At 65.3% G+C, this 24,623-nt stretch carries 24 protein-coding genes; 7 read left to right on the forward strand and 17 right to left on the reverse strand.

Features of this window, described 5'->3' with window-relative positions:
* Nucleotides 1-65: 65 nt before the first annotated feature.
* From AU192_RS19470 to AU192_RS19485, 4 genes are all read right to left on the reverse strand, one after another.
* Entirely contained in the window at nucleotides 66-1,331 is a 1,266-nt protein-coding gene (locus AU192_RS19470) for an NAD(P)/FAD-dependent oxidoreductase (protein ID WP_064399160.1), read from the reverse strand.
* A 150-nt stretch (nucleotides 1,332-1,481) separates the two neighbouring features.
* The gene (locus AU192_RS19475; protein WP_064399162.1) at nucleotides 1,482-3,008 is read right to left on the reverse strand and encodes a PucR family transcriptional regulator; all 1,527 of its coding nucleotides are present in this window, start codon (nucleotides 3,006-3,008) and stop codon (nucleotides 1,482-1,484) included.
* Between the two features lie 44 nt (nucleotides 3,009-3,052).
* Nucleotides 3,053-3,889, reverse strand: coding sequence for an SDR family oxidoreductase (locus AU192_RS19480; RefSeq protein WP_064399164.1), 837 nt, complete (start codon nucleotides 3,887-3,889; stop codon nucleotides 3,053-3,055).
* Between the two features lie 43 nt (nucleotides 3,890-3,932).
* Nucleotides 3,933-4,865, reverse strand: coding sequence for an enoyl-CoA hydratase (locus AU192_RS19485; protein ID WP_064399166.1), 933 nt, complete (start codon nucleotides 4,863-4,865; stop codon nucleotides 3,933-3,935).
* 246 nt (nucleotides 4,866-5,111) lie between these two features.
* Here AU192_RS19485 and AU192_RS19490 point away from each other — a divergent pair, with 246 nt between their 5' ends.
* The 4 genes from AU192_RS19490 to AU192_RS19500 all read left to right on the forward strand — a co-directional run bounded on the left by AU192_RS19490 (nucleotide 5,112) and on the right by AU192_RS19500 (nucleotide 7,633).
* Nucleotides 5,112-5,465 (forward strand): hypothetical protein, encoded by a 354-nt coding sequence (locus AU192_RS19490; protein ID WP_066810161.1) that lies wholly within the window; start codon nucleotides 5,112-5,114, stop codon nucleotides 5,463-5,465.
* Nucleotides 5,466-5,563: 98 nt separating this feature from the next.
* A complete protein-coding gene (locus AU192_RS19495) occupies nucleotides 5,564-5,920 on the forward strand; it encodes a hypothetical protein (RefSeq protein ID WP_064399168.1) in 357 nt (118 codons plus the stop codon).
* A 51-nt stretch (nucleotides 5,921-5,971) separates the two neighbouring features.
* Nucleotides 5,972-6,136 carry a hypothetical protein gene (locus AU192_RS25515; RefSeq protein ID WP_099048038.1) on the forward strand — a complete coding sequence of 55 codons (165 nt, stop codon included), beginning with the start codon at nucleotides 5,972-5,974 and terminating at the stop codon, nucleotides 6,134-6,136.
* Entirely contained in the window at nucleotides 6,137-7,633 is a 1,497-nt protein-coding gene (locus AU192_RS19500; protein ID WP_064399169.1) for an alpha,alpha-trehalose-phosphate synthase (UDP-forming), read from the forward strand.
* Here the strand turns inward: AU192_RS19500 and AU192_RS19505 are convergent.
* The 12 genes from AU192_RS19505 to AU192_RS19560 all read right to left on the reverse strand — a co-directional run bounded on the left by AU192_RS19505 (nucleotide 7,620) and on the right by AU192_RS19560 (nucleotide 19,461).
* The gene (locus AU192_RS19505) at nucleotides 7,620-8,108 is read right to left on the reverse strand and encodes a hypothetical protein (RefSeq protein WP_064399170.1); all 489 of its coding nucleotides are present in this window, start codon (nucleotides 8,106-8,108) and stop codon (nucleotides 7,620-7,622) included. The two genes, AU192_RS19500 and AU192_RS19505, sit on opposite strands and share 14 nt — an antisense overlap.
* Complete coding sequence (locus AU192_RS19510) at nucleotides 8,108-8,800, reverse strand: mammalian cell entry protein (RefSeq protein WP_082695077.1); 693 nt, start codon at nucleotides 8,798-8,800, stop codon at nucleotides 8,108-8,110. The genes AU192_RS19505 and AU192_RS19510 overlap by 1 nt, the downstream gene beginning before the upstream one ends.
* The gene (locus tag AU192_RS19515; protein ID WP_064399171.1) at nucleotides 8,800-10,545 is read right to left on the reverse strand and encodes an MCE family protein; all 1,746 of its coding nucleotides are present in this window, start codon (nucleotides 10,543-10,545) and stop codon (nucleotides 8,800-8,802) included. The genes AU192_RS19510 and AU192_RS19515 overlap by 1 nt, the downstream gene beginning before the upstream one ends.
* Nucleotides 10,545-11,741 (reverse strand): MCE family protein, encoded by a 1,197-nt coding sequence (locus tag AU192_RS19520; RefSeq protein ID WP_064399172.1) that lies wholly within the window; start codon nucleotides 11,739-11,741, stop codon nucleotides 10,545-10,547. The genes AU192_RS19515 and AU192_RS19520 overlap by 1 nt, the downstream gene beginning before the upstream one ends.
* Nucleotides 11,738-13,168, reverse strand: a complete 1,431-nt coding sequence (locus AU192_RS19525; protein ID WP_064399173.1) for an MCE family protein — start codon at nucleotides 13,166-13,168, stop codon at nucleotides 11,738-11,740. Before AU192_RS19525 ends, AU192_RS19520 begins: the two co-directional genes overlap by 4 nt.
* Entirely contained in the window at nucleotides 13,165-14,211 is a 1,047-nt protein-coding gene (locus AU192_RS19530) for an MCE family protein (RefSeq protein WP_064399174.1), read from the reverse strand. Before AU192_RS19530 ends, AU192_RS19525 begins: the two co-directional genes overlap by 4 nt.
* Nucleotides 14,204-15,238: an MCE family protein gene (locus AU192_RS19535; RefSeq protein WP_064399175.1), complete on the reverse strand. Its 1,035-nt coding sequence runs from the start codon at nucleotides 15,236-15,238 to the stop codon at nucleotides 14,204-14,206. The genes AU192_RS19530 and AU192_RS19535 overlap by 8 nt, the downstream gene beginning before the upstream one ends.
* Complete coding sequence (locus AU192_RS19540) at nucleotides 15,238-16,428, reverse strand: MCE family protein (protein WP_064399176.1); 1,191 nt, start codon at nucleotides 16,426-16,428, stop codon at nucleotides 15,238-15,240. The genes AU192_RS19535 and AU192_RS19540 overlap by 1 nt, the downstream gene beginning before the upstream one ends.
* A gap of 14 nt (nucleotides 16,429-16,442) precedes the next feature.
* Nucleotides 16,443-17,285 (reverse strand): MlaE family ABC transporter permease, encoded by an 843-nt coding sequence (locus AU192_RS19545; RefSeq protein WP_064399177.1) that lies wholly within the window; start codon nucleotides 17,283-17,285, stop codon nucleotides 16,443-16,445.
* Entirely contained in the window at nucleotides 17,285-18,046 is a 762-nt protein-coding gene (locus AU192_RS19550) for an MlaE family ABC transporter permease (protein WP_064399178.1), read from the reverse strand. The genes AU192_RS19545 and AU192_RS19550 overlap by 1 nt, the downstream gene beginning before the upstream one ends.
* Before the next feature lie 263 nt (nucleotides 18,047-18,309).
* Nucleotides 18,310-19,224: a 3-oxoacyl-ACP reductase gene (locus tag AU192_RS19555; RefSeq protein ID WP_064399179.1), complete on the reverse strand. Its 915-nt coding sequence runs from the start codon at nucleotides 19,222-19,224 to the stop codon at nucleotides 18,310-18,312.
* Nucleotides 19,225-19,269: 45 nt separating this feature from the next.
* A complete protein-coding gene (locus AU192_RS19560) occupies nucleotides 19,270-19,461 on the reverse strand; it encodes a ferredoxin (RefSeq protein ID WP_064399180.1) in 192 nt (63 codons plus the stop codon).
* 145 nt (nucleotides 19,462-19,606) lie between these two features.
* Between AU192_RS19560 and AU192_RS19565 the strand changes: the two genes are divergently transcribed.
* From AU192_RS19565 to fadD17, 3 genes are read left to right on the forward strand one after another with little or no spacing between them, the layout of a single operon-like run.
* Nucleotides 19,607-20,797 carry an acyl-CoA dehydrogenase family protein gene (locus AU192_RS19565; RefSeq protein WP_064399181.1) on the forward strand — a complete coding sequence of 397 codons (1,191 nt, stop codon included), beginning with the start codon at nucleotides 19,607-19,609 and terminating at the stop codon, nucleotides 20,795-20,797.
* Nucleotides 20,798-20,805: 8 nt separating this feature from the next.
* Nucleotides 20,806-21,903 (forward strand): acyl-CoA dehydrogenase family protein, encoded by a 1,098-nt coding sequence (locus AU192_RS19570; protein ID WP_064399182.1) that lies wholly within the window; start codon nucleotides 20,806-20,808, stop codon nucleotides 21,901-21,903.
* A 1-nt stretch (nucleotide 21,904) separates the two neighbouring features.
* Nucleotides 21,905-23,410, forward strand: a complete 1,506-nt coding sequence (fadD17, locus tag AU192_RS19575) for a long-chain-fatty-acid--CoA ligase FadD17 (protein WP_064399183.1) — start codon at nucleotides 21,905-21,907, stop codon at nucleotides 23,408-23,410.
* Between the two features lie 91 nt (nucleotides 23,411-23,501).
* On the opposite strand, the gene AU192_RS19580 is transcribed toward fadD17, so the two are convergent.
* Entirely contained in the window at nucleotides 23,502-24,623 is a 1,122-nt protein-coding gene (locus AU192_RS19580; protein ID WP_064399184.1) for an NAD(P)H-dependent flavin oxidoreductase, read from the reverse strand.

The following is a 24,623-nucleotide window of genomic DNA, read 5'->3' on the forward strand; positions in this document are numbered from 1 at the left end:
TGTGACAGCGCCGCCCCTGACGACTCGCAGTGCCCGCGAAGGGCAGAAGAAGTCGTGGGCTGGGCCTATGCGACTGCGCGGCGGAGAGGATCGAAGGGCCGCAGCGCCTCGGGTTGCTTGCCGGTCGTGATCTGTTCGGCCAGGAGCCGGCCGGTGACCGGACCGTGAGCCAACCCCCACATGCCGTGCCCGCCTGCCACGTAGACGTTGCGCGACATCTCACCGATCAGCGGTCGGCCGTCCGGGGTGATCGGCCGCGGACCCACCCAGATGTCGCTGCGTTCGGCCCACCTGACTCCCTCCAGGAGTGGGCTCGCCGAGTCGACCATCGCACCGACGCGCTCGGGGATCGCCGGTTCGTGCGGATCGCGCAACTCCATCGTGCCGGCCACTCGCAACGCGCCCTTGTACGGCGTACACGCGATGCGTGCGTCCGGCAGATAGATCGGTCCGGGGATCGGGCGATCCACCGGCACGGTGAACGAATAACCGCGACCGGACTCTACGGGCACGCGCAGTCGGTGCCCTGCCAGCCGCGACATCCACGCGCCGGTGGCGATCACCGCGCTGTCGGCGGTCAGGTGTTTTCCGCTGTAGGGCTGCACCACCACGCCATTGCCGGAACTGAACACACCGCGCACGTCATGGGTCAGGATGCTTCCGCCACGCTCCTCCACCGCACGGCCCAGGGCTTGCACGAAACGGCCCGGGTCGACGAAGCGCTGACCGTTGATGTTGATGCCGGCCGTGATCGCGGGCGAAGCCAACGGCACCTGCTCGCGTAAGGCCTCACCGGACAAGCCGGTGACGAACAGCTCCTGTCCGGCGCGTTCGAGGGCACGCAGTTCCCGCATCATCTTCTCGGCGTCCTCGGTGGTGCGGAAGATCGCGGTGACCGGGGCGTCGGTCACCGGGGCGTCCACCCCGTTCGAGATCAAGACGTCGAACGCCTCGATGCATTCCTGGTTCAGCGGCACGTTGGCCGCCACCGCCTGGTTCCACACCGACGAACGGGAGTTCGCGGCGAACTGGATGAGAAACAGCCACAATGCACCGTCGATGGTCAACGGGATGTGCAGCGGGGCGTTGCGGTCACGCAACGAGCGCAGGCCGTACCGCAGCGTCTTCGGCGAGTTCAACGGCAGCGTCAGCGCGGGCGCGACCCATCCGGCGTTGCCCCACGAGGCGCCTGCGGCGACCCCGCTGCGGTCCACGACTAGGACGTTGACACCGCGCTCCTGCAGGAACCACGCCGTGGACAAGCCGACGATGCCGGCGCCGACCACGATCGCAGACCGCGGTCCACCGTCAATCCGCTCGCCGCCGACCATTGCCATCCCTCCATCACCGAAAAGTCTGTTCGTTGACTCCATGGTCGGCCGGGCGGGCGCGTTCCGACTTGCCCGTGCAGGACAATCCGCCGGGGGGCCGTTGTGGCGATCCGACAATGACCTGGTCGGGACGGGTCCGATCGAGGCGGCTCAGTCGGTGTCGATCGCGGCGAGTTCGATCATCATGGCGAGCCGCTTGCGGGCGTCCTCCAGCGGCAGATCGGTGATCTCCCCCATTTTGCGTAGGCGGTAACGGACGGTGTTCTCGTGGACGCCGAGGCGAAGCCCAGCCTGGGCGGGATCGCCCAGCGCCTCCAGATACGCCCGCAACGTCGGGATGTACTCCGAGGCGTGGTCCTGGTCGTGGCGGCGCAGTTCGGCGACAGGTCCCCGGTCCGGCGTACGTCCCGCGCGCGCTGCGGTCCGCAGACGTTGCAGCAGGATCTCGTCCCACGACTCGTCGTAGGCGGGCGGCGCGGCGTCATGCAGCCCGACCTCGTGCAGCGCCAGGCACTCATCGGCCTCCTGCCGCGCCGCCGGCAGGTCGACGGCCACGGCGGCCTTGCTGATGCCGGCCACCACCGTCACCCGGTCCGGCAGCGCGGCCTTCAACGCGTCGACCCACTTGCGGGCCCCTGCGACCCGTTCGCCCGGCATCAACGTGTAGATCGTGTTGCCGGCCAGCGCGCTGCGACCCGGACGCGACCAACCGAAGCCGGCGGTCGCGCGTTCGAAGGCCAACAGCAGCGCCGCATCCCGCTCACCGCCGATCGACGCCTGCACGGCGATGACCCGCACCGGCCCCTGCGACAGCCCCAGCCTGCTGGCCGACGCTGCGGCGTCGGCACTCCCGTCGAGTAGCCGCAGCACCAGATCGGATTCGACCTGCCGTTCGAGATCGGCACTGGCGCGCGAGCGCAACAGGTGAAGGGCGACGGTCCTGGCATTGTCGGTCAGCGCCGTTAGTTCGGGATCCACCAACGGCTTCGGAGAGGAGACCCACACCGCGCCCATCAACTCTCGCCCCGACCGCACCGCGACAACGGTGCGCCCGGACAGGCCCTGATCGGCGTTGGGCGCGACGAACATCGGATCGTCCGAGGATGCGAGATGGGTGAACACGCCTTGCGACGCGAAGTATTCACGCAACCACTCCGGCGCTTGGCGGTTCATAATCGTCGCGACGCGGGCGCGGTCGGCGTTCTCCTGCATCGTCGAGTACGCGAGTACGCGTGACAGCGGGTCCTCGATGGTCACCGCACCGCCCGCCGACTCGGCCAAGCTGTCGGCGAGCGCGAACAAATCCGTTGGGCCGCGGCCGGATTCCGTCTCCCGGCCCTCCAGTACCAGCCCGTAGACGATGGCCGATAGTTCGCTCCATGGCACCGCCGGATCGACGACCATCACGGCGACGCCCTCGACCACGCCCGCGAATGTCGTGTCGTTGTCGCCGTCTCGGAGCAGCACCACCATCGCGCGCGCCGAAACCGCCCATCGCAGCGCCTCGTTGACCGTTCGCGCGCCGATCGCCAGCAGCACGTCACCGGTGATCGTGCGGCCCTCGGTGACCTCGTGCATCACCACACTGCCCAACTCCGTCGACCGCGGGATCGGGCAGAAGCGCAGGCGCACGCCGTAGCTCCCCAGCACGTTGACCAGTCGGTCCAAGGTGACCACGGGCCGACGTTACCGCGCTGTCAGGAGGGCGAAGGCTTCAGCGGTCAGGTGGAGACGACTCCCCGCAGACCGTCCGCCCCGAAAAGCGGCTCGAGCATCGAGGAGTAGTCGGGTCCACGCCGCACCAACTGACCGCCGTCGACGTTGATGACCTGACCGGTGATGAAGCTGGCGGCATCGCTGAGCAGGAAGAGCGAGGCGTTGGCGATGTCCTCCACCTCGCCGGGCCGCGGCAACGGCGTGCACGCGGCGTAGTCGCCGCTGAGCTCCGGGGATTCGAGTACCGGTGCGACGAGCTCGGTGCGGATCAAGCCGGGGCGAATGCAGTTCACGCGCACCCAGGAGGCGCCGAGTTCGTCGGCGGCGAGCTGCATCATGTGGTCGATGCCCGCCTTGGAAACGCCGTATGCGCCGAACCAGCGGTGCGTGTTGCTCGCCGCGATCGACGAGATGCCGATGAACGATCCCCCGCCACCGCGCACCATTTCGCGTGCCGAATGCTTGAGCACGTACATGGTGCCGTTGATGTTCAGATCCACGGTGCGTCGCCACAGTTCGGAATCGATCTGGGTGATCGGCCCGATCGTCTCGCTGCCACCTGCACAGTGCACGACACCGTAGAGGCGGCCGGTCCACGCCGTGGTGGCCTCGACGACCCGCGCCACCTCGTCCTCGTTGGTCACGTCGGCCGGCTCGTAGAGCACGGAACCACGACCGCCCTGAGCCTTGATCTCGTCGGCCGCGCTGGACAGCCTGTCGGCGTTGCGGCCGACGAGCATCGCGTTACCGCCGGCCGCCACCACAGCTGCAGCCACACCCTTGCCGATGCCGCTGCCGCCGCCCGTCACCAACACCGTCCGACCCGTCAGGGACAACTCCACCGCAAACCCCTTCGCTATAGCTAGAACAGGTTCTAGTTATACGTCACGGCTCATCAGGGCGGGCGGGCTTCGGCGGGCCCAGTGTGCGCCAATCCGGCACATTCGGCGGCAGCCCGACCGGGTAGCGATCCTCGTTGTGCGCCGCCCAGTGCGCATGCCCGAGTTCGTGAATGTGGAACGCATGGCGCAATGCCTCGGTGAAGCCCATCGCATCCGCGGCGGCGTTGACCGAATCCTTGATGAGCAGCGCCGCCATCGTCGGCCGCTCGGCGATCCGGCGGGCGAATTCGAGTGTCTTGTCCTCGAGTTCGTCGCGCGCGAAGATTTTCGACACCATGCCGAGGCGGTAAGCCTCCTCGGCATCGATCGAGTCACCGGTCAGCAGAAGTTCTTTGGCCTTTCGGGCACCGAATTCCCATGGGTGCGCGTAGTACTCGACCCCGGGCATTCCCATCCGCACGCCCACCACATCGCTGAACTTGGCATCGTCGGCGGCGACGATCAGATCGCAGGCCCAGATGAGCATGAGCCCGGCCGATATCGCATTTCCCTGCACCTGGGCGATCGTGATCTTCCGCAGATCCCGCCACCGGCGGGTGTTCTCGAAGAAGAAGTGCCACTCCTGCAGGTACGTGCGCTCGGCGATCGCCGGCACGGTCGCGCCGTGCGATTGGAACGTCGGATGCTGGGCCGGGCCCGGCTTGCGCTCCAGCATCGCCTCTTCCGATCCGAGATCGTGGCCCGCCGAGAAGTTCTTGCCGCGCGCGGCCAGGATCACCACCCGCACATTGTCATCGGCTTCTGCGCGGCCGAACGCCTCGTCCAACTGCACCAACAGCGTGCGGGACTGGGCATTCTGCGCGTCCGGACGGTTCAGCCAGATGCGGGCGATCTGGCCGTCGTCGAGGGTTTCGTACGTCACCTGTTGCGCTGCACCGCCTCCGGCATCGGCGCTCGTCAGATCAGGGCTCGCCATCGCGGATCACCTCGCTTGTAGTTCGACCACCTGCACATTACGGTGCGGCCCGCATCGCTATATCGGGCGGTGCCACGGCGACCTGGCAGTGGGATCACGGATGCCAGTCGGTGCGGCGTATTCCGTTGTTGGGTAAGGCTGCCACGGCTCAACCGGCACTCGTGCAGCGATCCACCTACGGCGGTTCGAGGCCTGCCAACGGTGCAAAGATGCACGAATCAACCGATCGGCTCCTAGAATCACGGAATGGCGAATTATTCGGTCCCGCTCCGGAGACTCGTTCTCACCGGTGCTTTCATGGTCGCGGCCGCGGCAGGTCCCATGGCCGCCCTGCATGTGATGCCGGAACCGAGCGCTGCACTGGCTCAGGGCTGTCAGGGGGGTGAGGAGAACGACCAATTCACCATGACCTGTGTGCCGTTCATGGTCCCGAACTCGCCCCCTCTCTTCCAAACCACCGCGGCGAACCCGGATGTCCCGGAGATTCAAGGCATCCCCTGCATCGGGCATAACGCCGGCGGCTGTCTGGGGTTGGCCGAGGACGAAGCCGCGGCGGGCCCACCCGCACAGCCTCGCTCCACCATCAGCGCCAGCCCGTAGTCGTCGCAGGCTGGCCATTTTGCGAAGCTGTGCAGAATGCTTTCGGCTTCCATAGAATCCCAGCCAAGGCACGGTTGATCACTACAGAAAGCGTGACAATGGCGAGCTTGAAGTCCCCTGTACAACGGCTGGTCCTTGCCGGCGGCTTCGCGGTTGCGATCGCCGCGGCGCCGGTGGCCTCCGTGTTCGTAGCACCCACGGCCCCGGTTGCGCCGCAGGCTCAGGGCTGCTCGGGCGGGGAGGAACCAGACCAGTTCACCGGCAACTGCGTACCCCACACGGTGCCCAACGCCGGCTCGGTGTTCACCACACAGCCCGGTAACCCCGACGTCCCCGAGGTCATGGGCGTCCCGTGCATCGGGCACAACCAGGGCGGCTGCATCGGCCTGGCAGAGGAAGCCCAGGCGCAGACGGTGACACCGCCCCCGGCCCCCGTCTTCAGCCACAGCCCCTAGTCAAAGGGGTTAACCGACCGGCGCGGTCACCCTTTCGCATACAGTTGTCGTATGCCTGCGAAATCAGATCCCGCTGAGCTCGGCGACGTCGAACCACTCGCCGACAGCACCGCCCGCCAGGCGCGACGCGTCGTCGCCGCGTACGCGAAAGACGCCGACGAATGCCGGATGTTTCTTTCGATGCTCGGCATTGGGCCCTCGAAACTCGAGGCGTAAGTGACTTCAGGGGGCGGTCCACGGGCCGACTCCGGCAACGCCGACTCCGGCAACGCCGACTTCGTGGTGGTGGCCAACCGCCTGCCGATCGACATGGAGCGGCTGCCTGACGGCAGCACCACCTGGAAGAGAAGTCCGGGCGGATTGGTCACGGCCCTGGAACCGTTGCTCCGCCGCCGGCGCGGGGCGTGGATCGGTTGGCCCGGCGTACCCGACGCCGACGACGAGCCGATCCAACAGGACGACATGACCCTGTGCCCGGTCAAGCTGTCCGCCGACGACGTCGCGAAGTATTACGAAGGCTTCTCGAACGCGACCCTGTGGCCGCTCTACCACGACGTGATCGTCAAGCCGATCTACCACCGCGAGTGGTGGGACACCTACGTGGTGGTGAACCGGCGCTTCGCGGAAGCCACCGCAAAACACGCCGCGCAGGGCGCCACCGTGTGGATCCAGGACTACCAACTGCAGTTGGTGCCCAAGATGCTGCGGATGCTGCGTCCGGACCTCACCATCGGGTTCTTTCTGCACATTCCGTTCCCGCCGGTCGAGTTGTTCATGCAGATGCCGTGGCGCACCGAGATCATCGAGGGCCTGCTCGGTGCGGATCTGGTCGGGTTCCATCTGCCCGGTGGTGCGCAGAACTTCCTCATTTTGGCCCGAAGGTTGGTCGGCGCCAACACTTCTCGGGCGACGATCGGGGTCCGGTCACGGTTCGGTGAGGTGAATTTCGGCTTCCGCACGGTGAAGGTCGGCGCCTTCCCCATCTCGATCGACTCGACCTCGCTCGACCAGCAGGCACGGTCCCGCTCGATCCGCCAGCGCGCCAAGGAGATCCGCACCGAGTTGGGTAACCCCCGCAAGATCCTTCTGGGTGTGGACCGTCTCGACTACACGAAGGGCATCGACGTCCGGCTCAGGGCGTTGTCGGAACTGCTCGCCGAGGGCCGGGCCAGCCGCGAGGACACCGTACTCGTCCAGCTTGCGACGCCCAGTCGGGAGCGGGTCGAGAGCTATATCGAGATGCGCCAGGACATCGAACGCCAGGTCGGCCACATCAACGGCGAATACGGTGAGGTCGGCCATCCCATCGTGCACTATCTACATCGTCCGGTGCCGCGCGAGGAGTTGATCGCGTTCTTCGTCGCGGCAGACGTCATGCTCGTGACCCCGCTGCGCGACGGCATGAACCTCGTCGCCAAGGAGTACGTGGCGTGTCGCAGCGATCTGGGGGGCGCGTTGGTCCTCAGCGAGTTCACCGGTGCGGCAGCGGAATTGCGCCAGGCCTACCTGGCCAATCCGCATCATCTCGAGGGTGTCAAGGACGCCATCGAGGCCGCGCTGACCCAAGCGCCGGAAGAGGGCAGGCGCCGCATGCGGGCGCTACGCAGACAGGTGCTCGCACACGACGTCGACCGGTGGGCGCGGGCGTTCCTCGACGCGCTGGCCTCGACGCGATCTCCCGACAAGCAGTCCGCCTACGCTAAATCGGAGTGATGTAGTCGATGAGCCATTTGCCGTCGATGCGCCGATAATCCACGCGCAGCCGCGCACCGTCATAAATTGGCTCGTCACGGTTCGATTTCTCGGAGACTGTCCGGTTGATGTAAACCATCACCGCTGCCGAATCGCGCTGCGCTTCCATCACCCCGACGCCGACCACGTTGGCTTGACTTACAAGTTCGCGCGCCCGAGCCTGGGGAATTATGTCGGACTTCGCCCTGTCTTCGAACTCCTTGCGGTAGCCGGGCGTCAGCAGGTCGTACGCATCGATGAGGTTGCGCTCGACGGTCTTGTAGTCGTAGGTGAATACAGTCGGGATTTGTTCCTGCGCAAGCGGTCCCAGCTCGCTACGCGCTGCTTGCTCACCACGCGTCTCCACCCGCTGCCAGTACAGTCCGCCGCCCAGCGCGGCTAGGCTGACGAACGCAGCAGCCACCAGACCGGCAATGCCGCTCACAATCAAACGCATCAGTTGCCACCGTTGGGGTAGTTGAGGTCATAGGCTGTCATCTGCCCGTCATCGGCCTCCTGCACGATGATGCGAAGTCGGTAGGGTTGCGATGGCCTGTTGTTCCCGTTCATGTCACTGGCAGTGACCCTCGCCGACACCAGCACCGCTGCAGTGTTGCTGATGTCGTCAATGCTTTCCAGCGCGGCACCGTTGATCACAGTCTCCGAACTGCCGCCGGTGTCCCGGAAAATCGCCTTGAGGTTCTCGACATTGTTGTTCTGGCTGAACATGTCGCGTAACGGCCCGCTGGTGCTCTCGTAGAACCGGTCCACGCTCTCGTCGATGGTGTCCTGCTTGAAGCTGAACATGTTCACCACGGTCTGCGTCGCGGTGTCGACGAACCGCTGGTTGCGCGCTTGCGCTTCTTCTGCGTCTTGTCTCTGGACGATCAGTACCGCCACCGCGGCGCCAAGTACACCGGTCGCGACGAACGCGCCGACCAGTGCAACGATTGCGACCAAGCGTCGGTGCGGCGGCCGGCGTGGCGGGGGCGCAGCTTTACGGACCTTGCGAACATGTGTCTCAGCGACGGAATCCGCTGTTGGAACGCGCACGGCGGTGGGCCCAGCCACCGTGCCGTTGGCGGGACCGGCAGGTCGAGAAGCGCGTCGGCGCACGGACTTCCCCGGGGACGTCGGTGCGGACGTCATCACACGTGCTCCGGATACAGCATCAAATCCACCCAATTCTCTTGTGGCCGCATATCAGCGACACCGGGCGCGTAGACCCCGGTGCCGCCGGCCGGGTCCACAAAGACGCCCGTGTTCTGGTCGTAGGTCCCGTAAGCGGCTCCGCTGGCCTGCGGCGGGTTCGGTGGTGCAGGAGGCGGTGCGGGGGCCGGCGGTACCGTACCGTAGGGCCCCGCAAACACGTTCGGCGGGTTAGTCGCCCACCCCGGCGGGACGGCTGGTGGAGGCCACGCATTCGGGTAGGGCGCCGGCGGTATCCAGGCCGTAAGCGGTGGCGGCGGGGGCCCCTGGTTCGGTGGGGGGATATACGGCCAAGGCTGATGCGGCGCCGGTCCCGGGCCGGTCTGTACCCCGGGCGGCACCGAACCCGGCGCGACGGGATATCCCGGATCCGGATCGTTCTCCGGCGGTATGTACGGGAACTTGTTGGGCGGCAGGATATTTCGTCCGTCCTCGGGCGTGTCGTCCTCCATGACATCCATCGGTGTGCCGATCGGTACCGGCGGACCGCGCCATGGGCTGTTCCCGATCGGGACGTAGCCGCGCGGATCGCGGCACAACTCAATTGTCGGCGCGCGCTTGCCGGGGAACTCCTGGCACGGGTAGTTCCGCGCCCCGCGCACCACCATCGGATCATTTTGCGCGACTTTGCAATACAAGTCGGTCGGGAGGTCGCGCAATGTCGTGTCGCCAGGCGTGCGGATCTCCGACGGTGGCAAAAACCCCGTGTTGCAAGGCGGCGGATCGTTGATCGAGATCTTGAAGTCCTGCTTGCCGCCCTCGTCAGCGGGAAGTTGGCCGCCGATCGTCAGCAGGGACGCCTGCAGCGCGGGAAAAATGACGAGCGCCTGTTCGATCGACTTGCGGTAAATGACGCCGACGCGGCCGAAGTTGGCCAAGTTGGCCGCAAGGACCGGGAACGACGGGCGAATGCCCGAGAACGTTTCGCTGGCTTCTGCGGCCGCTCCGGGCGCAGTCGCGAGCAGCGAACGCAGCTGAGTATCGGCTCCGGCGACTTCGTTGGTCAGGCGGGCAAGGCCATCGGCCAGGGACCGGATGTCCTCGCCGCTCCGTATCTGCGCCTCCAAGAACGGTCCAGCCTGGTCGATCAGCGCCGAGGTCTGCGGCCAGGCTGCGTTGGCGTCATCGATCAGCACCCGTGCGGACTGAATCAACCGCGCGAGTTCGGGCCCGGCGCCGTTGAACGCCTCGAAGGTCTCGTGCAAGAGGTCCTGGAGCCGGGTGTTGTCAAGGCTGCTCACCAATCGATCGGCCTCACGCAACAACTCGGCCACATCTTGCGGTATCGCCGTCCGCTCCTCCGGAATGGTCGCACCATTGCGCAGCACCTCCGTCGAAGGATCTGCGGGCGGAACGAAATCCACGTACTGCTCGCCGACCGCAGACACGCTTTTGACGGTGGCCGTGGAGTTCTCCGGGATCTTGATATCGCTGTTGAGCCGCATGTGCGCGGACACACCATCGTCGGTCAGCTGCACGGCTTCGACGCGCCCAGCTTGGACTCCGCGGAAGGTGACGTTGGCGTTCTCGTACAGTCCACCGCCCGCGACGAAATTCGCAGTGACGTCATATGTGCCCAAACCCAGGCGGGCGGGAATACGTACATACAGCAGAGCGATTGCGCCGACCGAGATCACGGTCACGACGGCGAACACCCACAGTTGAATTCGCGCAGTTCGACTCATTACTCCGGCGGCACCTCCTGACCCGACGCGGTGCCCGGCGGGATCTTGAACGGATCTGCGGCCTGACCTGACAGGTTCGCCATTTCCCCGGTAAGGAATTCCGGTGGATTGACGACTTCCGCGAGGCGCTTCATGTTCGGGTCGAAAAATGACGTCGTGAATATGGTCTCGCCGAGCCGACGGATCGTGAGATCGAATGTTTCGAATATGTTGAAGTAGTCACCCCTGGCCACCCGATGCAAGTTCTTGCCCGGGAACGGGAACGTCGCCAAGCTGTCCAAGGCGGTCACAAGGTCCGCACGAGTGTCGTTGAGCGGCTTGATCACCGCGTACAAATCGATGATGTCCTCGGCGAAATCGTCCTTGGTTTCGGCCAGGACCCGAGACGCCACGGTGCCGAGGCGCTGCAGCGCAGCGAACGCGTCGACGATCAGCGCGCGGTTGTCGTTGAGTACCCGCAGCGCGCCCGGGAGAGTATCCAGCGCGCGGCCTAGGCTGTCTCTGCTGCGCGCGAGGACCCCCGCGAATCGGTTCAGGCCTTCAGCAGCTGCGATGATGTCATCGGTCTGCCGGTTCAACGACGAGGCCAGTTCGGCGAGCCGCGGGATCAGGCCGGCGAACTGGCCTTTACGGCCGGCGACGGCGTTGTAGACCTCTTGCGTAACGTCCTGCAGCGCTCCTAGGTTGCCCTTGTTGACGACCACACCCAACGCGGACAGAACTTCCTCTGTAGTCGGATAGCGGCTTCCCTGACTCAGCGGGATCTGAAGCCCGTCACGCAACTCGCCAACCGCCGGCTGATCAACCGGAGGCGCCAGCTCGATGTGCTGCGACCCCAACAGCGATGTCTGCGCGACCTTCACAGTCGCGTTGGCCGGCAACTTGACATTTTCGTCCAGAGAGAGTTCCACTGCCGCGTAGAAGCTGCCGTCCGGTCGCTGAACGGCCTCGATTCCCGACACGCTGCCGACCGTGACGTTGTCGACCATCACCGGCGAGTTCTGCGGCAGCGTGGCCACGTCGGCAACTTCCACAGTGATCGAGAATGCGCCTTTACCGTGGCCTGCGGTGCCCGGCATGTTCAGCGAGTTCAAACCGCCGAACTGGCAGCCGGCGAGCAGTACCGCACCGGATCCGATGGCCAGGATCCGGCGGGTTAAACGCCCGGCCTTCATTCGCAATGACTTTCGCGTCATCCCCCACCTCCCGGGACAGCGGCCTCGGCCGGAAGCGGACCGGGCGGAGCTGGCTGCGGCGGTGCACCCGGAGCCGGGCCAGGGGGCGGCCCAGCAGGCGGTGGACCCGGCGGTGGTACCACCGGACCAAGCGAGTACGGCTGCGCCGGTGGCGGGGGTCCCGGAACCGCAGGTTGGGGCAGCAGCAACGCGCTGGGATCTCCCGGATCGCCCTGCCGTGGTGGGAACCGCCCGTCGGCCGGTATCCATTCCAGATGGGGGATGTAGGTCTTTGCCTTGGCCTCGGTCGCCGGGGTGTCGTAGATGACCTGGCCCTTGTACGCCGTGATCGTATTGATCCCATGCGACATGAATGGCGGGTAATTCATCGCCAGGCGCTTCAGCACCGGAGCCATCCGCTGGCGACAGATCTCGGTTCGCTTGTCGTAGTCGGGTGTGCCTGCGCCGTCGAAGCTTCCGCAGATGAACTGCACCGGGTTGGCGAACTCCGGCAGCCCCAGAAGGCCATTCGCGGTGCCCTGCGCCGGGTTGTAGATGTTGTAGAAGTTCGCCATCGCATTCGGAAGGACGTGGAAGATCTGCTCGACGTCGTCTGTCTGGTTTGTCAGGATGCTGGTGAAGTCGGTCAGCCTGTCGATGCTGCCGATAAGCACTTCGTTGTTCTCATTGAGGAAGCCCCGGACGTCCGACAGGGCCTGGTTAAGACTGCCCAACGTGTCGCCCAGCCCCACTGAGCTGTCGGCCAACACCTGGGAAACCGAGGCCAAATGGCCGCTGAATTGAACGATTTGCTCATTGCTCTTCGAAAGTGCGTCAACCAGAATCTGCAGATTTTTCACCGTGCCGAACAGGTCGGGGCTCGAGTCACCCAGCCGTCCTGCAGTCTGGGACAGTTCGCGCAGGGCTTGCCGGAACGAGTCGCCATTGCCATCCAAGGTGTCGGCGGCCTGATTGACGAACTCGCTCAACGGGCCCTGAACCTGGCCCGCCGGCGGTCCGAGCTGCTGGCTGAGCCTGGTCAGTTCGGTTTTGACGTCATCCCACTCCACCGGCACGGCAGTGCGGTCCAACTCGATGCTGCCGCCATCCTCCATTACCGGGCCCTGCCTATAGGCAGGAGTGAGTTGAACGAAGCGGGCTGCCACGAGGTTCGGTGCGATGATCACCGCTCGGGCGTCGGCCGGAACCTTCACGCTGTCGCGCACCCTCATGGTGATCTTCACGGCATCGGCCTGCGGCGTGATCGATTCGATCGAGCCGACCGGAACGCCGACGACGCGGACTTCGTCGCCCGGATACAGACCCGCCGCCGAGGTGAAGTAGCCGTCCACAGCGTAGGTGGTGACTTTCGGCCAAATCACGTACGCACCACCGATCAGCGCCACCACCAGCGTGGTGATGACGCCGTAACGCACCCAGCGGCTCACGGTGACTTCGGCCTTATGATCAGGCGCTCGCTGATGAACCCCTTCAACATGTCGGACAGGCTGTCGGGAATCTTGCCCGGCTGGAAGTAGAGGTCCAGCAGCAGGGCCGTCTGCGTGTTGTTTGGTATCGCATTGGGCAGGTTGACCTGGAAACCCGGCGCCGAGCCGACCGACTCGCCGAGCGCGGTGGCGTACGGGGGCAGACGCTTCAGCGCCTCGCTGATGTGCTCACGGCGTTCGAGCAGATTGTCCAGCACGAGATTCAGCTTCTTCAGCGCGGGGCCGAATTCGCGCCGGTTATCGGCCACAAATCCCGAAATCTGCTGTGATACATCGTCGATGCCTGCGATCAAACTACCCAATGCAGCCCGGCGCTCATCGAGCGCGGCGAATAGCAGATTGCCGTCGGTGATGAGTTGATTCACCTGACCGGCTCGGTCGGCGGCCACTTGCGACACCGACTTCGCGCGGGCCAACAGCTGGCCCAGCGCTGCATCGTTGGCGTTGATGCTGCGGGACAACGTGGCTACCCCGTCGAGTGTGCGGCGCAGTTCAGGCGTCGCGTCGCGAAATGAATCGGTCAGTACCTGCAACGCCCGAGTCAACTGATCCTTGTCGAGCGCATCGGAGTTCTGACCGAGATCCTGCAGCGCCATGTTCAACGTGTACGGGACGGTCGTGCGGCCCAGCGGAATTGATGTCACCCAGCCGCTGCCTTGTGGAGTGACCCCGAGCGACCTCTCACCCAGAACGGTGTCGGTTCGGATCGATACGAGGGTCTGATCGCCCAGCCTGATCTTGCGGTCGACTGTGAAAGTCACTTTTGCCACGTCGCCGGCGAGGCCGACTCCGGTCACTTTGCCCACCGTGATACCGGAAACATTGACATCGTTACCCGGCGAGATGCCACCCGCGTCGGCGACGAAGGCCTCGTAGGACTTGCCTTGCGGATAGAACGGCAGGCTGGTGTAGCCGAACGCGACGAGCAAGACACACACCACGACCGCGATTCCGAAGATTCCCGCCCGTAACGTCTTATCCATTGTCTGAACACCTGCCCTTCGATGGATCCGGCACGCCGCCGATCGGCAGGAAGATGTCGCTGCCCGCAGGACCGTTGAATTTAAGCCTCACCTCGCAGATGTAATAGTTGAAGTACGAGCCGTACGCGCCAAGGGAATTGAGTCGCAGGTAGTTTTCTGCCAGCGGTTCGATGACCGAATTCACCTCGGCCTTACGGTCGTCGAGCTCGGTCGCAAGCGGGCGAAGGTTCTCGAGTACGCCCTGTAGCGGCCGTCTCGACTTGACCAACATGTCGGTGAGGTCCGTTTCCGCTGACGCCAGCGGCGGAATCGCTCCGGCGATCGGGTCTCGACCCTCCGCCAGTCCGCTGACGAGTTTCTGGAGTTCGTCCACGCTGGCATCGAACTCCACGCTCTTCTCGTCAACGGTGCCGAGCACCTCGTTGAGATTGCGGATGACCTCAGAGATCACCTGGTAGCGATCGCCCAAGGTCTTGCTGAAGGATCCTGTCTCCGAGAGCAATTGAGACAACGCACCGCCCTGGCCCTGAAGCAACTCGAGAATCGCATTGCTGATCTGATTGACCTGCTCGCCATTGAGGCCCTTGACTACCGGGCGCAGGCCACCGAGCAGGGCGTCGAGATCCAACGCCGGCTGGGTCTGGTTGATGGAGACCATACCGCCCGGTGGTAACTTTCGCAGTTCGCCCGGGCCCGAGGTGATCTCCATGAAGCGGTCGCCGACCAGGTTCTCGTAGCGGATCACGGCCCGCGTCGACGTATACATCTGGTACTTCTTGTCGAGCGTGAACGCCACATCGACGGTGTTGTCGGGATTCAGCTTCACACCTTCGACCGTGCCCACCGGCACCCCCGAGATCCGCACGTCGCTGCCGCTCTCGAGTCGCGAGGCGTCGCTGAACGTGGCGTGGTAGCTGTTGGTCGAAGCGAACCGGAACTCTCCGAAGATCACGACCAAACCTGCGGCAACCATCAGCATGACCACGACGAAGATGCTGACCTTGGCCAGGGTTCCGCGGTGGCCCATCAGAAGTCGTCCCGTTCTGCGAACGCGCCATTGAAGAGGAACTGGAAAGTGGACGGAGCGTCGACCTGCACTTCGGTGAACGGCTCGTACGGGATGTAGGCATTGTCGGTAACCAAGAACGGCGACCTGAACCACGAGCCGCCAAACATCTTGCTGGGGATGTTCGGGAGGCCGCGGCAGTTCGGACCACCCGTTGCATTCACAATCGGCAGGCTCTCCGGATACGTATACGACGGCACGCCCAGTACGAAGCTGGAACTGACCATTGCGCCGGGTTTGAGGCCACCGACGACGGCCTGTCCCCGCTCGTTGCCGATCGCAACTCCTTGTATTATGCAGCCGAATTCCGGCGAATAGTCTCCCAACACCTTCAATGGCGCTCGTAGCCGCTGGATCGCAGCGATGTAATCGTCTGCCCCCGGCTCCAAAGTATCGGCGCCCTGGTTCGCCAGGCCGATCGTCGCAAGCAACGTCGCGTTCAGGTTCTCCTGCTGATCGACGACCGTCGCGCTGATGGTCGGCACGTTGTCGATCACAGTCACCAGGTCGGGGCCGGCATCGCCATAGATGTTGGCCACCGTGGCCGACTGCCCGATAACCGACTCCACTTGCGGCAGCTTCGGATTCAGTTCGGTGAGGTACTGATTCAAACCCGCTATGGTAGAGCCGAAATCGTCACCGTGACCACGCAGGCCTTCCGCGATCGCCGACATAGATGCGTTCAGGTGTATGGGGTTGATCTTGTTCAGGACATCTATCAGGGTCTGGAACAGCGTGTTGGCTTCCAGCTGCACTGCTTCGGCCTGAACCACGGCGCCGGCGCGCAGCGGCGTTCCCGACGGCTGATCGGGGGCAAGGAATTCCACCGACTTCGCGCCGAATACCGTGGTACTGGCGATACGCACTGGCGCATTCGAGGGGACAAAGCGCAGCTCGCGCGTGTTGATCGCGAGCGTCAACTTCGCTTGATCGCCGGTGTACGAGATGTATTCGACCTTGCCGATTTGAACACCCCGGTACTTGACCTTGGCGTCGGGATCCATCACCAAACCGGCCCGCGGAGAGGTGACCACCACAGACTCGGTCGGTGTGAACGCCGCGGTGTAAAAGAGATAGGTGAACACCGAGAAGGCCACGAGGATCGCCGCCAGGACTGCGGCGGCGATCCTGATCGCGGACTTTCTCGACATGGTTTCTCTCTCCTCTAACCCGACAGGTTGAAGTTGCCGGTGGCACCGTACACGGCCAAGGAGATGAACAAGGTGATGATGACGACGACGATCAGCGAAGTCCGAACCGCCTTACCCACCGCGACGCCAACGCCGACAGGTCCGCCCGAAGCGTTGTAGCCGTAGTAGGTGTGGACGAGCATCACGGCGACCGCCATCACGATCGCCTGAGCGAAAGACCACAACAGATCGTTCGGTATCAGGAACGTATTGAAGTAGTGGTCGTAGAGACCGCCCGACTGTCCGTTGACGTAGACGGTGATGGTGCGAGCCGAGAAGAACGCGGCCAGCACGGCCAACGAATACAGCGGGATGATCGCAATCAGGCCGGCGACGATGCGGGTGGACACCAGGTAGGACACCGAGTGCACGGCCATTGATTCGACCGCATCGATCTCTTCGGAGATGCGCATTGCGCCCAGTTGCGCGGTGGTACCTGCGCCTATGGTGGCCGCGAGCGCGATACCGGCGATGATCGGCGCAACGATGCGCACGTTGAGATAGGCGGACAGGAACCCGGTGAGCGCCTCGATGCCAATGTTGCCCAGTGACTCGTAGCCCTGCACGGCGATGACGCCGCCGGACGCCAGCGTGAGGAATGCAGCGACACCGACCGTGCCACCGATCAGGATCAGCGCACCGGTGCCCAGGGTCATCTCGGCTATCAACCGGGTCGTTTCCTTGCCGTAGCGACGCACCGCGTTCGGCATGTACCGCACCGACTCGGCGTAGAACAACGCCTGCTCGCCAAAGGTATCCACGGCCTTGGGCACCCGTTCGAGCGCCCGCCGCATTCTCAGCGACACGTCGTAGCTCATCAGCCCAGCACCCGAACGCCGATTGCGGTCATAAGTACGTTGATCACGAACAGACAGATGAAGGCATAGATGACGGTCTCGTTGACGGCCTCTCCGACCCCCTTGGGTCCACCCTTGACGGTGAGTCCGCGATAGCAACCGACGAGTCCCGCCATTACGCCGAACAGCAGGGCCTTGACTTCGGAGATCACCAACTCGCCGAGCCCGGTGAGGATGGTCAGGCCGTTGATGAAGGCCCCGGGGTTCACACCCTGCAGTAGTACGGAGAACACATAGCCGCCGACCAGGCCGATCGCGATCACCAGACCGTTGAGCAGCAGCGCCACCGTGGTCGACGCCAGCACGCGCGGCACCACCAGCCGTTGAATGGGATCGATGCCGAGCACCCGCATCGCGTCGATCTCTTCACGGATGGTGCGGGCGCCCAGGTCCGCGCAGATTGCCGTCGCACCGGCGCCGGCGATGACGAGCACGGTCGAGATTGGGCCGAGCTGCGTCACCGTGCCGAACGCGGTGCCGGACCCGGACAGGTCCGCGGCACCGATCTCTCGCAACAGGATGTTGAGGGTGAACGCGACCAGCACTGTGAATGGAATCGAAATCAGCAGGGTCGGAACGAGCGAAACCTTCGCGATCATCCATGTTTGCTCGAGGAACTCACGGAATTGAAAGGGGCGTCGAAAGATCTTGAGGAACGTTTCCAAGGACATCTCGAAGAAGCCGCCCACGGCCCGCGTCGGGACCGTGAGCTGTTTGATCAACCTTTGCTCCGTTCTCGGGGGAAGGGATGTTCGGCGCGTCGTCTTCGTGGCGAAGAGGTGAAATACGTTGTCACGGCGGACTTCCCACCCCTTGGCTCAGCGTTGCTCTCAGTGAGCCGGATCATACTAACTAGAACACGTTCGGAGTGTCAAAGCTCCGAAAATGGAGTCACAAATGTGATTTTTGTGCTGGTCAGGGCAAGTGTGACGCAGCTCATTCTAGAACGTGTTCTAGTCGAGCTCGGCCGTAACGAACGAGACCGTCAGTCTTGCTGATTCATCAGCGCGGTGGCCGAGAAACACTTCTGCGGATCGCGTCCAGCAAAGTACTCCTGGAGGGTCGTGGACAGCTTCGAGGGGTCCCAGGCATCGGCTTCGGCGCTGAATTGCGCCTCGACCGTCGGCGCTGCCACCAGTGTCACGGTAGGACCGTAGACGATGAAGAGCTGACCGTTGACCCCTTCAGCCGCCGGGGAGGCCAGGAAGCGCACCAGGTTCACGACGTGGTCGGGCGACAGCGGATCGATCTGGCCCTCGGTCAACTCCGGCGCTTCGCCGAACACGTCCGCGGTCATCGCGGTGCGGGCGCGAGGTGCTATCGCGTTGGCCCGCACGCCGTAGCGTTCCAGCGCCCGGGCCATCGACAGCGTCAACGCGGTGATCCCGGCCTTGGCGGCGCCGTAGTTGGCCTGCCCGACCGGCCCCACCAGCCCGGCTTCCGACGAGGTGTTGATGACCCGGCCGTAGACCTGACCGTTGTTTTCTTTTGCTTTCGCGCGCCAGTAGGTGGCCGCGTTGCGGGTCAACAGGAAGTGCCCGCGCAGGTGCACGGCGATCACCGCGTCCCAGTCCTCGTCGGACATGTTGAACAGCATGCGGTCGCGGGTGATGCCCGCGTTGTTGACGACGATGCCGAGGCCGCCGAGTCCGTCGGCTGTTTCGACCAGTTCGTCGGCGGTCGAGCGCTCGCTGATGTCGCCCGCCACCGCGACGCCCTTGGCGCCCGCCGCGGAGATCTCGTCGAGCACGTCGGACTTGTCGAGCGCGGGGGCGATGTCGTTCACGACGACGGTCGCGCCGGCCCGGGCAAGGCCGATGGCCTCCGCGCGTCCCAGCCCTGCCGCCGCGCCGGTTACCACCGCCACGTGGCCGGACAGGTCGTTGGGGTCTGTACTCATGCCACTCCTCGGGTGCCCGCGTGCGTCGTCAATTTATGAATGCCTCTAGTCTCGGCGAAGCAGCGCCGCTCTCGGGCACTCCGCGATGGACTGCTCGGCCAGGTCCTCCTGGTCGGCGGGTACCGGATCGAGCTTGACCACCGCGTAATCCTCGTCGTCGAGATCGAACAGGTCGGGCGCGATTCCCACGCAAACGGCGTTGCCTTCGCACCGGTCCCGGTCCACTTCCACCCTCATCACAACCTCCTCGCGGTCAAAGCTGCTCCGAGCCCAGTGTGGCACCGGCCTGGACCCCAAGACTAGAACGTGTTACAACCGGGAGGGAATCGGGGCTGGCTCCCGGTACGCCACTTCGTGCCTCTAGAGAAGTTAGGACAAGGCGATGCGGATCGGCTACACCCCAGAGCAGGAAGAGCTGCGCCGCGAGCTGCGCTCCTACTTCACCAAGCTGATGACGCCCGAGCGCGCCGAGGCGCTGGCATCCAACGACGGCGAGATGGGACGCGGCAACGTCTACCGCGAGACCGTCGCGCAGATGGGCAAGGACGGCTGGCTGACGCTGTCCTGGCCCAAAGAGTTCGGCGGCCAGGAGCGCCCTCCCATCGACGGGCTGATCTTCAATGACGAGGCCGCGATCGCGAACGTCCCGGTGCCGTTCCTGACGATCAACAGCGTCGCGCCGACGATCATGCACTTCGGCACCGAGGAGCAGAAGAAGTTCTTCCTGCCCAAGATCGCCGCGGGGGATCTGCACTTCTCGATCGGCTACTCGGAACCGGGCGCAGGAACCGACTTGGCTTCGCTGCGCACCACCGCGGTCCGCGACGGCGACGACTACGTCATCAACGGCCAGAAGATGTGGACGAGCCTGATCGCTTACGCGGACTACGTGTGGCTGGCCGCGCGCACCAATCCCGAGGCCAAGAAGCACCGCGGAATCTCGATGCTGATCGTCCCCACCACCGCCGAGGGGTTCTCGTGGACGCCGGTGCACACCATGGCCGGCGTCGACACCAGCGCCACCTACTACCAGGACGTCCGGGTGCCCGCGACCAACCTGGTCGGCGAGGAGAACGCCGGCTGGAAGCTGGTGACCAACCAGCTCAACCATGAGCGGGTCGCACTGGTGTCGGCTCAACCGATCTTTCTCGCGCTCAACGGGGTTCGCGAGTGGGCGCAGAACACTCACATTTCGCCGAAGGGCGGCGGCCCCCGGCTGATCGATTCGGAGTGGGTCCAGCTCAACCTGGCCCGGGTGCACGCCAAGGCCGAGGTGCTCAAGCTGATCAACTGGGAACTGGCTTCGGCAGACGACGCCGCGCCCTCCCCTGCGGACGCGTCGGCGGCGAAGGTGTACGGCACCGAGTTGGCCACCGAGGCCTACCGCCTGCTGATGGAGGTGCTGGGCACCGCGGCCACGCTGCGCCCGGGCACGCCGGGGGCCCTGCTGCGCGGGCGGATCGAACGCATGCACCGCAGCTGCCTGATCCTGACGTTCGGCGGCGGCACCAACGAGATTCAGCGCGACATCATCGGCATGGTCGCGCTCGGCCTGCCCCGAGTGAACCGATAGGACTCGACATGGACTTCAAGACAACCGAAGCGTCGGAGGATCTCGGCGGACTGGTCCGCACGATCGCCGATTCGGTCGTGACCTCTGAGCGCCAGCGTGAACTGGACGGCCTCGACCAAAGGTTCGACAAGATGTTGTGGGGGAAGCTGATCGAGGCCGACGTGCTCTCTGCTGCCGCTCCGGAGTCGGTGGGCGGCGGCGGATTCGGGGCGCTCGAACAGGTGGCAATCCTGGTCGCGCTCGGCAGGCAGTTGTCCGCCGTGCCATACCTCGAGTCGGTCGTGCTGGGCGCCGGCGCGCTGGCCAGGTTCGCCCCGGAGGCACTGCAGCAGGAGTGGGCGGTGCCCGCGATCAAGGGCGACAAGGTCCTCACCGTCGCGCTCGACGGCGAGATGGGTCAGGGCCCGGTGCAGGCGCAGTCTTCCGGTGCGGGCTACCGGCTCACCGGATCCCGCACCCAAGTCCCCTACGGTCCGGTCGCCGATGCGTTCCTGATCCCGGCCGAAACAGACTCGGGCCTCAAGGTTTTCCTGGTGGCGGCGACCGACCCCGGCGTGACGGTCGAGTCGTTGAGCACCACCGGTCACGGCAGCGTCGCCCACGTGGAGCTGCAGGGCACCGAAGTCGATGCCGGCCGGGTCGTCGGCGACGGCGACGCCGCGGCGTGGCTGACCGTGCGGGCCGCGCTGGGCCGTAGCGCCTTTCAGCTCGGAGTGCTCGAACGCGCACTGGAGCTCACCGCGGAGTACGCCCGCGAACGCGAGCAGTTCGACCGGCCGATCGGCAGCTTCCAGGCGGTGTCCTCGCGACTGGCTGACGGCTACATCGACGTCAAGGCGCTCCGGTTGACCCTGACCCAGGCCGCATGGCGGCTCTCCGAGGATCTGCCCGCAGACGTCGACGTCAGCACCGCCGCGTTCTGGGCCGCCGACGCCGGCCACCGCGTCGCCCACACCACCGTGCACGTGCACGGCGGAGTCGGGATCGACATCGACCACCCCGTGCACCGATATTTCCTGGCGGCCAAGCAGACCGAGTTCGCGGTGGGCGGCGCGACGGGTCAACTGCTGCGCATCGGTCGGGAGCTGGCCGATACGCCCGCGTGATGTGAACAGGCTGCCCACGGTCGCCGAACTGCTGGCGCCGCTGGTCGACATCGACGGCCGCGGAGTGCTTTTCGAGGAGACCTTCACCCCCTGGCGCGAGCACCTGCGGTACGCCGCGGCCGTCGCCGCCGCGTTGCGGGTCCGTCTCGATCCGGACCGGCCCCCTCACGTCGGGGTGCTGCTGCAGAACACGCCGTTCTTCTCGGCGGTCCTGGCCGCCGCGGGGCTGACCGGGATCGTGCCGGTCGGCCTCAACCCCGTCCGCCGGGGCGCGGCGCTGCAGCGCGACATCGCGCATGCCGATTGCCAACTGGTACTTGCCGATTCGGGTGCGCGAGACATCATCGACGGTATCGACCACATCGATGTCGACTCGCCGGGATGGGCGGCCGAGGTGGCGGCGTTCGCCGACGAGCCGGTCGTCGTGCGCGAGGCCGAACCCGCGGACCTGTTCATGCTGATCTACACCTCGGGTACGAGCGGTGATCCGAAGGCCGTCAAGTGCAGCCACGGCAAGGTCGCGGTGGCCGGTGTGACGATGACGCAACGCTTCGACCTCGGACCCGACGATGTCTGCTACGTTTCAATGCCCCTGTTTCACTCGAACGCGGTACTGGTCGGGTGGGCGGTGGCGCTGGCGTCGCAGAGTTCGTTGGCGTTGCGCCGCAAGTTCTCCGCCTCGCAGTTCCTCCCCGATGTCCGTCGCTTCGGTGCGACCTACGCGAACTACGTCGGCAAGCCGCTGTCGTATGTTCTCGCGACACCCGAGCGTCCCGACGACGCGGACAATCCGTTGCGAGCGGTGTACGGCAACGAGGGTGCGCCCGCCGACGTCGAGCGGTTCGCGACGCGGTTCGGCACGGTGGTGATGGACGGCTTCGGCTCCACCGAAGGTGGAATCGCGATCGCCCGCACGCCCGACACTCCGCCCGGCTCGCTGGGCCCCCTCCCGCCTGGGACCGAGATCGTCGATGTCGATACCGGCGAACCGTGCCCGCCCGGTGTCACCGGTGAGCTCGTCAACGTCTCGGACGCAGGGCGTTTCGAGGGCTATTACAACGACCCGGAGGCCGACGCCGAGCGGATGCGCGGCGGCGTGTACCACAGCGGCGACTTGGCCTACCGCGACGAGAACGGCTTCGCCTACTTCGCGGGCCGCCTCGGCGACTGGATGCGCGTGGACGGTGAAAACCTCGGCGCGGCACCGATCGAGCGGGTACTGCTGCGGCACCCCGACGTCGTGGAGGTCGCGGTCTACGGGATACCCGCGCCGGATGTCGGTGACCAGGTGATGGCCGCGCTGACCCTCACCGACGGTGTGGCCTTCGATGCCGATGCCTTCCGCGAATTCCTCTGCGAACAAACCGATCTCGGTCCCAAGCAGTGGCCCGCCTTCGTACGGGTCAGCACGGCGCTGCCGCGCACCGAGACGTTCAAGGTGATCAAACGTCAGTTGGCGGCCGAGGGCACCGACTGCTCCGATCCCGTGTATCCGATTTCGCGCTAGCGCCTGACGGCGACTCCTCCTGCGCCGAAAGTGGGGTCGTGTCACGCAGTCCGCGGATTAGCGTGACTCGAGCCCACGCTCGGCCGGAAAGCTAGTCGCCGCGGATGCCGTCGAGTCGACGGGTGGCCTCCTCGAAGCCGGCCACCAATTCGGCGATGATGTCGGCGACCGGGCGAATCTCGTTCATCCGCCCCACGATCTGACCGACCGGCATTGCCACGGTGTCGGGGTTGTCCGACTCGTTCATGCGCTGATGCGCCTCGCTGACGAGGATGTTCTGCAGCGGCATCGGCAACGGCTCGGGAGCGTCGGGTGCATCCCAGGCGTCGGTCCATTTCGTCTTGAGCAGACGGGCGGGCTTACCGGTGTAGATCCGCCGGCGCACGGTGTCGGCCGACGTCGCCCGCAGCAGCCCCTCCTGGATCGTCGAGATGCCGCCGGGCTTGCGGTGGCCGAGGTCGTACTCGGCCGCCGTCAGGAACGCCGAACCCATCCACACCCCGGAAGCGCCGAGCGCCAGCGCCGCGGCCACCTGCCTGCCGGTGCCGATACCGCCGGCGGCCAACACCGGGGCCTTACCGCCAAGCCCGTCAACGATTTCCGGCCACAGCACCATCGAGCCGATCTCACCGGTGTGGCCGCCGGCCTCATGCCCCTGCGCCACCACGATGTCGACGCCGTTGTCCACATGGCGCTGCGCGTGTTTGGCGCTGCCGGCCAGGGCCGCGACCGGGACTCCCGCCGCATGCACCTGGTCGATGACGTCCTTCGGCGGCGAGCCGAGCGCGTTGGCGATCAGCTTGATCGGATGCTTGAGCGCCACCTCGACGTGCGAGCGCGCCACGGAGTGCAGCCAGCCGAGGACGCCCTCGTTACGGTCCCCGTCCTCCGGTAGTGGCGGAACCCCGAGATCGGCAAGGGTCTTGTCGACGAAGTCGCGATGGCTCTGCGGAATCAGCTTGTTGATGTCGACCGCCGTGCCCTCCTGGGGCACCTTGGCGGGCATCACCACGTCGACGCCGTAGGGCTTGCCGTCGGTGTTCTCGTCCATCCAGCAGAGCACGTCTTCGAGCTCGTCTGCCGAGTTGAACCGCACGCAGCCCAGCACGCCCAAACCGCCCGCCTTGCTGACAGCTGCGGCGACCTTCTCCGATGGCGTGAAGACGAAGATCGGGTACTCGATGCCGAACCGATCGCACAGCTCGGTGCGCAT

Source organism: Mycobacterium lehmannii, assembly GCF_001499925.1.
Classification (GTDB): domain Bacteria; phylum Actinomycetota; class Actinomycetes; order Mycobacteriales; family Mycobacteriaceae; genus Mycobacterium; species Mycobacterium lehmannii.

Excerpts from the sequence above, each read along its gene's own strand:
- AU192_RS19505 (WP_064399170.1), bottom strand. The coding sequence starts at position 8,108 with ATGCGTTTGATTGTGAGCGGCATTGCCGGTCTGGTGGCTGCTGCGTTC.
- AU192_RS19510 (WP_082695077.1), bottom strand. The coding sequence starts at position 8,800 with ATGACGTCCGCACCGACGTCCCCGGGGAAGTCCGTGCGCCGACGCGCT.
- AU192_RS19565 (WP_064399181.1), top strand. The coding sequence starts at position 19,607 with ATGCGGATCGGCTACACCCCAGAGCAGGAAGAGCTGCGCCGCGAGCTG.
- AU192_RS19570 (WP_064399182.1), top strand. The coding sequence starts at position 20,806 with ATGGACTTCAAGACAACCGAAGCGTCGGAGGATCTCGGCGGACTGGTC.
- AU192_RS19535 (WP_064399175.1), bottom strand. The coding sequence starts at position 15,238 with ATGGGCCACCGCGGAACCCTGGCCAAGGTCAGCATCTTCGTCGTGGTC.
- AU192_RS19580 (WP_064399184.1), bottom strand. The coding sequence starts at position 24,623 with ATGCGCACCGAGCTGTGCGATCGGTTCGGCATCGAGTACCCGATCTTC.
- AU192_RS19545 (WP_064399177.1), bottom strand. The coding sequence starts at position 17,285 with ATGAGCTACGACGTGTCGCTGAGAATGCGGCGGGCGCTCGAACGGGTG.
- AU192_RS19560 (WP_064399180.1), bottom strand. The coding sequence starts at position 19,461 with ATGAGGGTGGAAGTGGACCGGGACCGGTGCGAAGGCAACGCCGTTTGC.
- AU192_RS19555 (WP_064399179.1), bottom strand. The coding sequence starts at position 19,224 with ATGAGTACAGACCCCAACGACCTGTCCGGCCACGTGGCGGTGGTAACC.
- AU192_RS19540 (WP_064399176.1), bottom strand. The coding sequence starts at position 16,428 with ATGTCGAGAAAGTCCGCGATCAGGATCGCCGCCGCAGTCCTGGCGGCG.
- AU192_RS19530 (WP_064399174.1), bottom strand. The coding sequence starts at position 14,211 with ATGGATAAGACGTTACGGGCGGGAATCTTCGGAATCGCGGTCGTGGTG.
- AU192_RS19495 (WP_064399168.1), top strand. The coding sequence starts at position 5,564 with ATGGCGAGCTTGAAGTCCCCTGTACAACGGCTGGTCCTTGCCGGCGGC.
- AU192_RS19520 (WP_064399172.1), bottom strand. The coding sequence starts at position 11,741 with ATGACGCGAAAGTCATTGCGAATGAAGGCCGGGCGTTTAACCCGCCGG.
- AU192_RS25515 (WP_099048038.1), top strand. The coding sequence starts at position 5,972 with ATGCCTGCGAAATCAGATCCCGCTGAGCTCGGCGACGTCGAACCACTC.
- AU192_RS19515 (WP_064399171.1), bottom strand. The coding sequence starts at position 10,545 with ATGAGTCGAACTGCGCGAATTCAACTGTGGGTGTTCGCCGTCGTGACC.
- AU192_RS19490 (WP_066810161.1), top strand. The coding sequence starts at position 5,112 with ATGGCGAATTATTCGGTCCCGCTCCGGAGACTCGTTCTCACCGGTGCT.
- AU192_RS19470 (WP_064399160.1), bottom strand. The coding sequence starts at position 1,331 with ATGGTCGGCGGCGAGCGGATTGACGGTGGACCGCGGTCTGCGATCGTG.
- AU192_RS19485 (WP_064399166.1), bottom strand. The coding sequence starts at position 4,865 with ATGGCGAGCCCTGATCTGACGAGCGCCGATGCCGGAGGCGGTGCAGCG.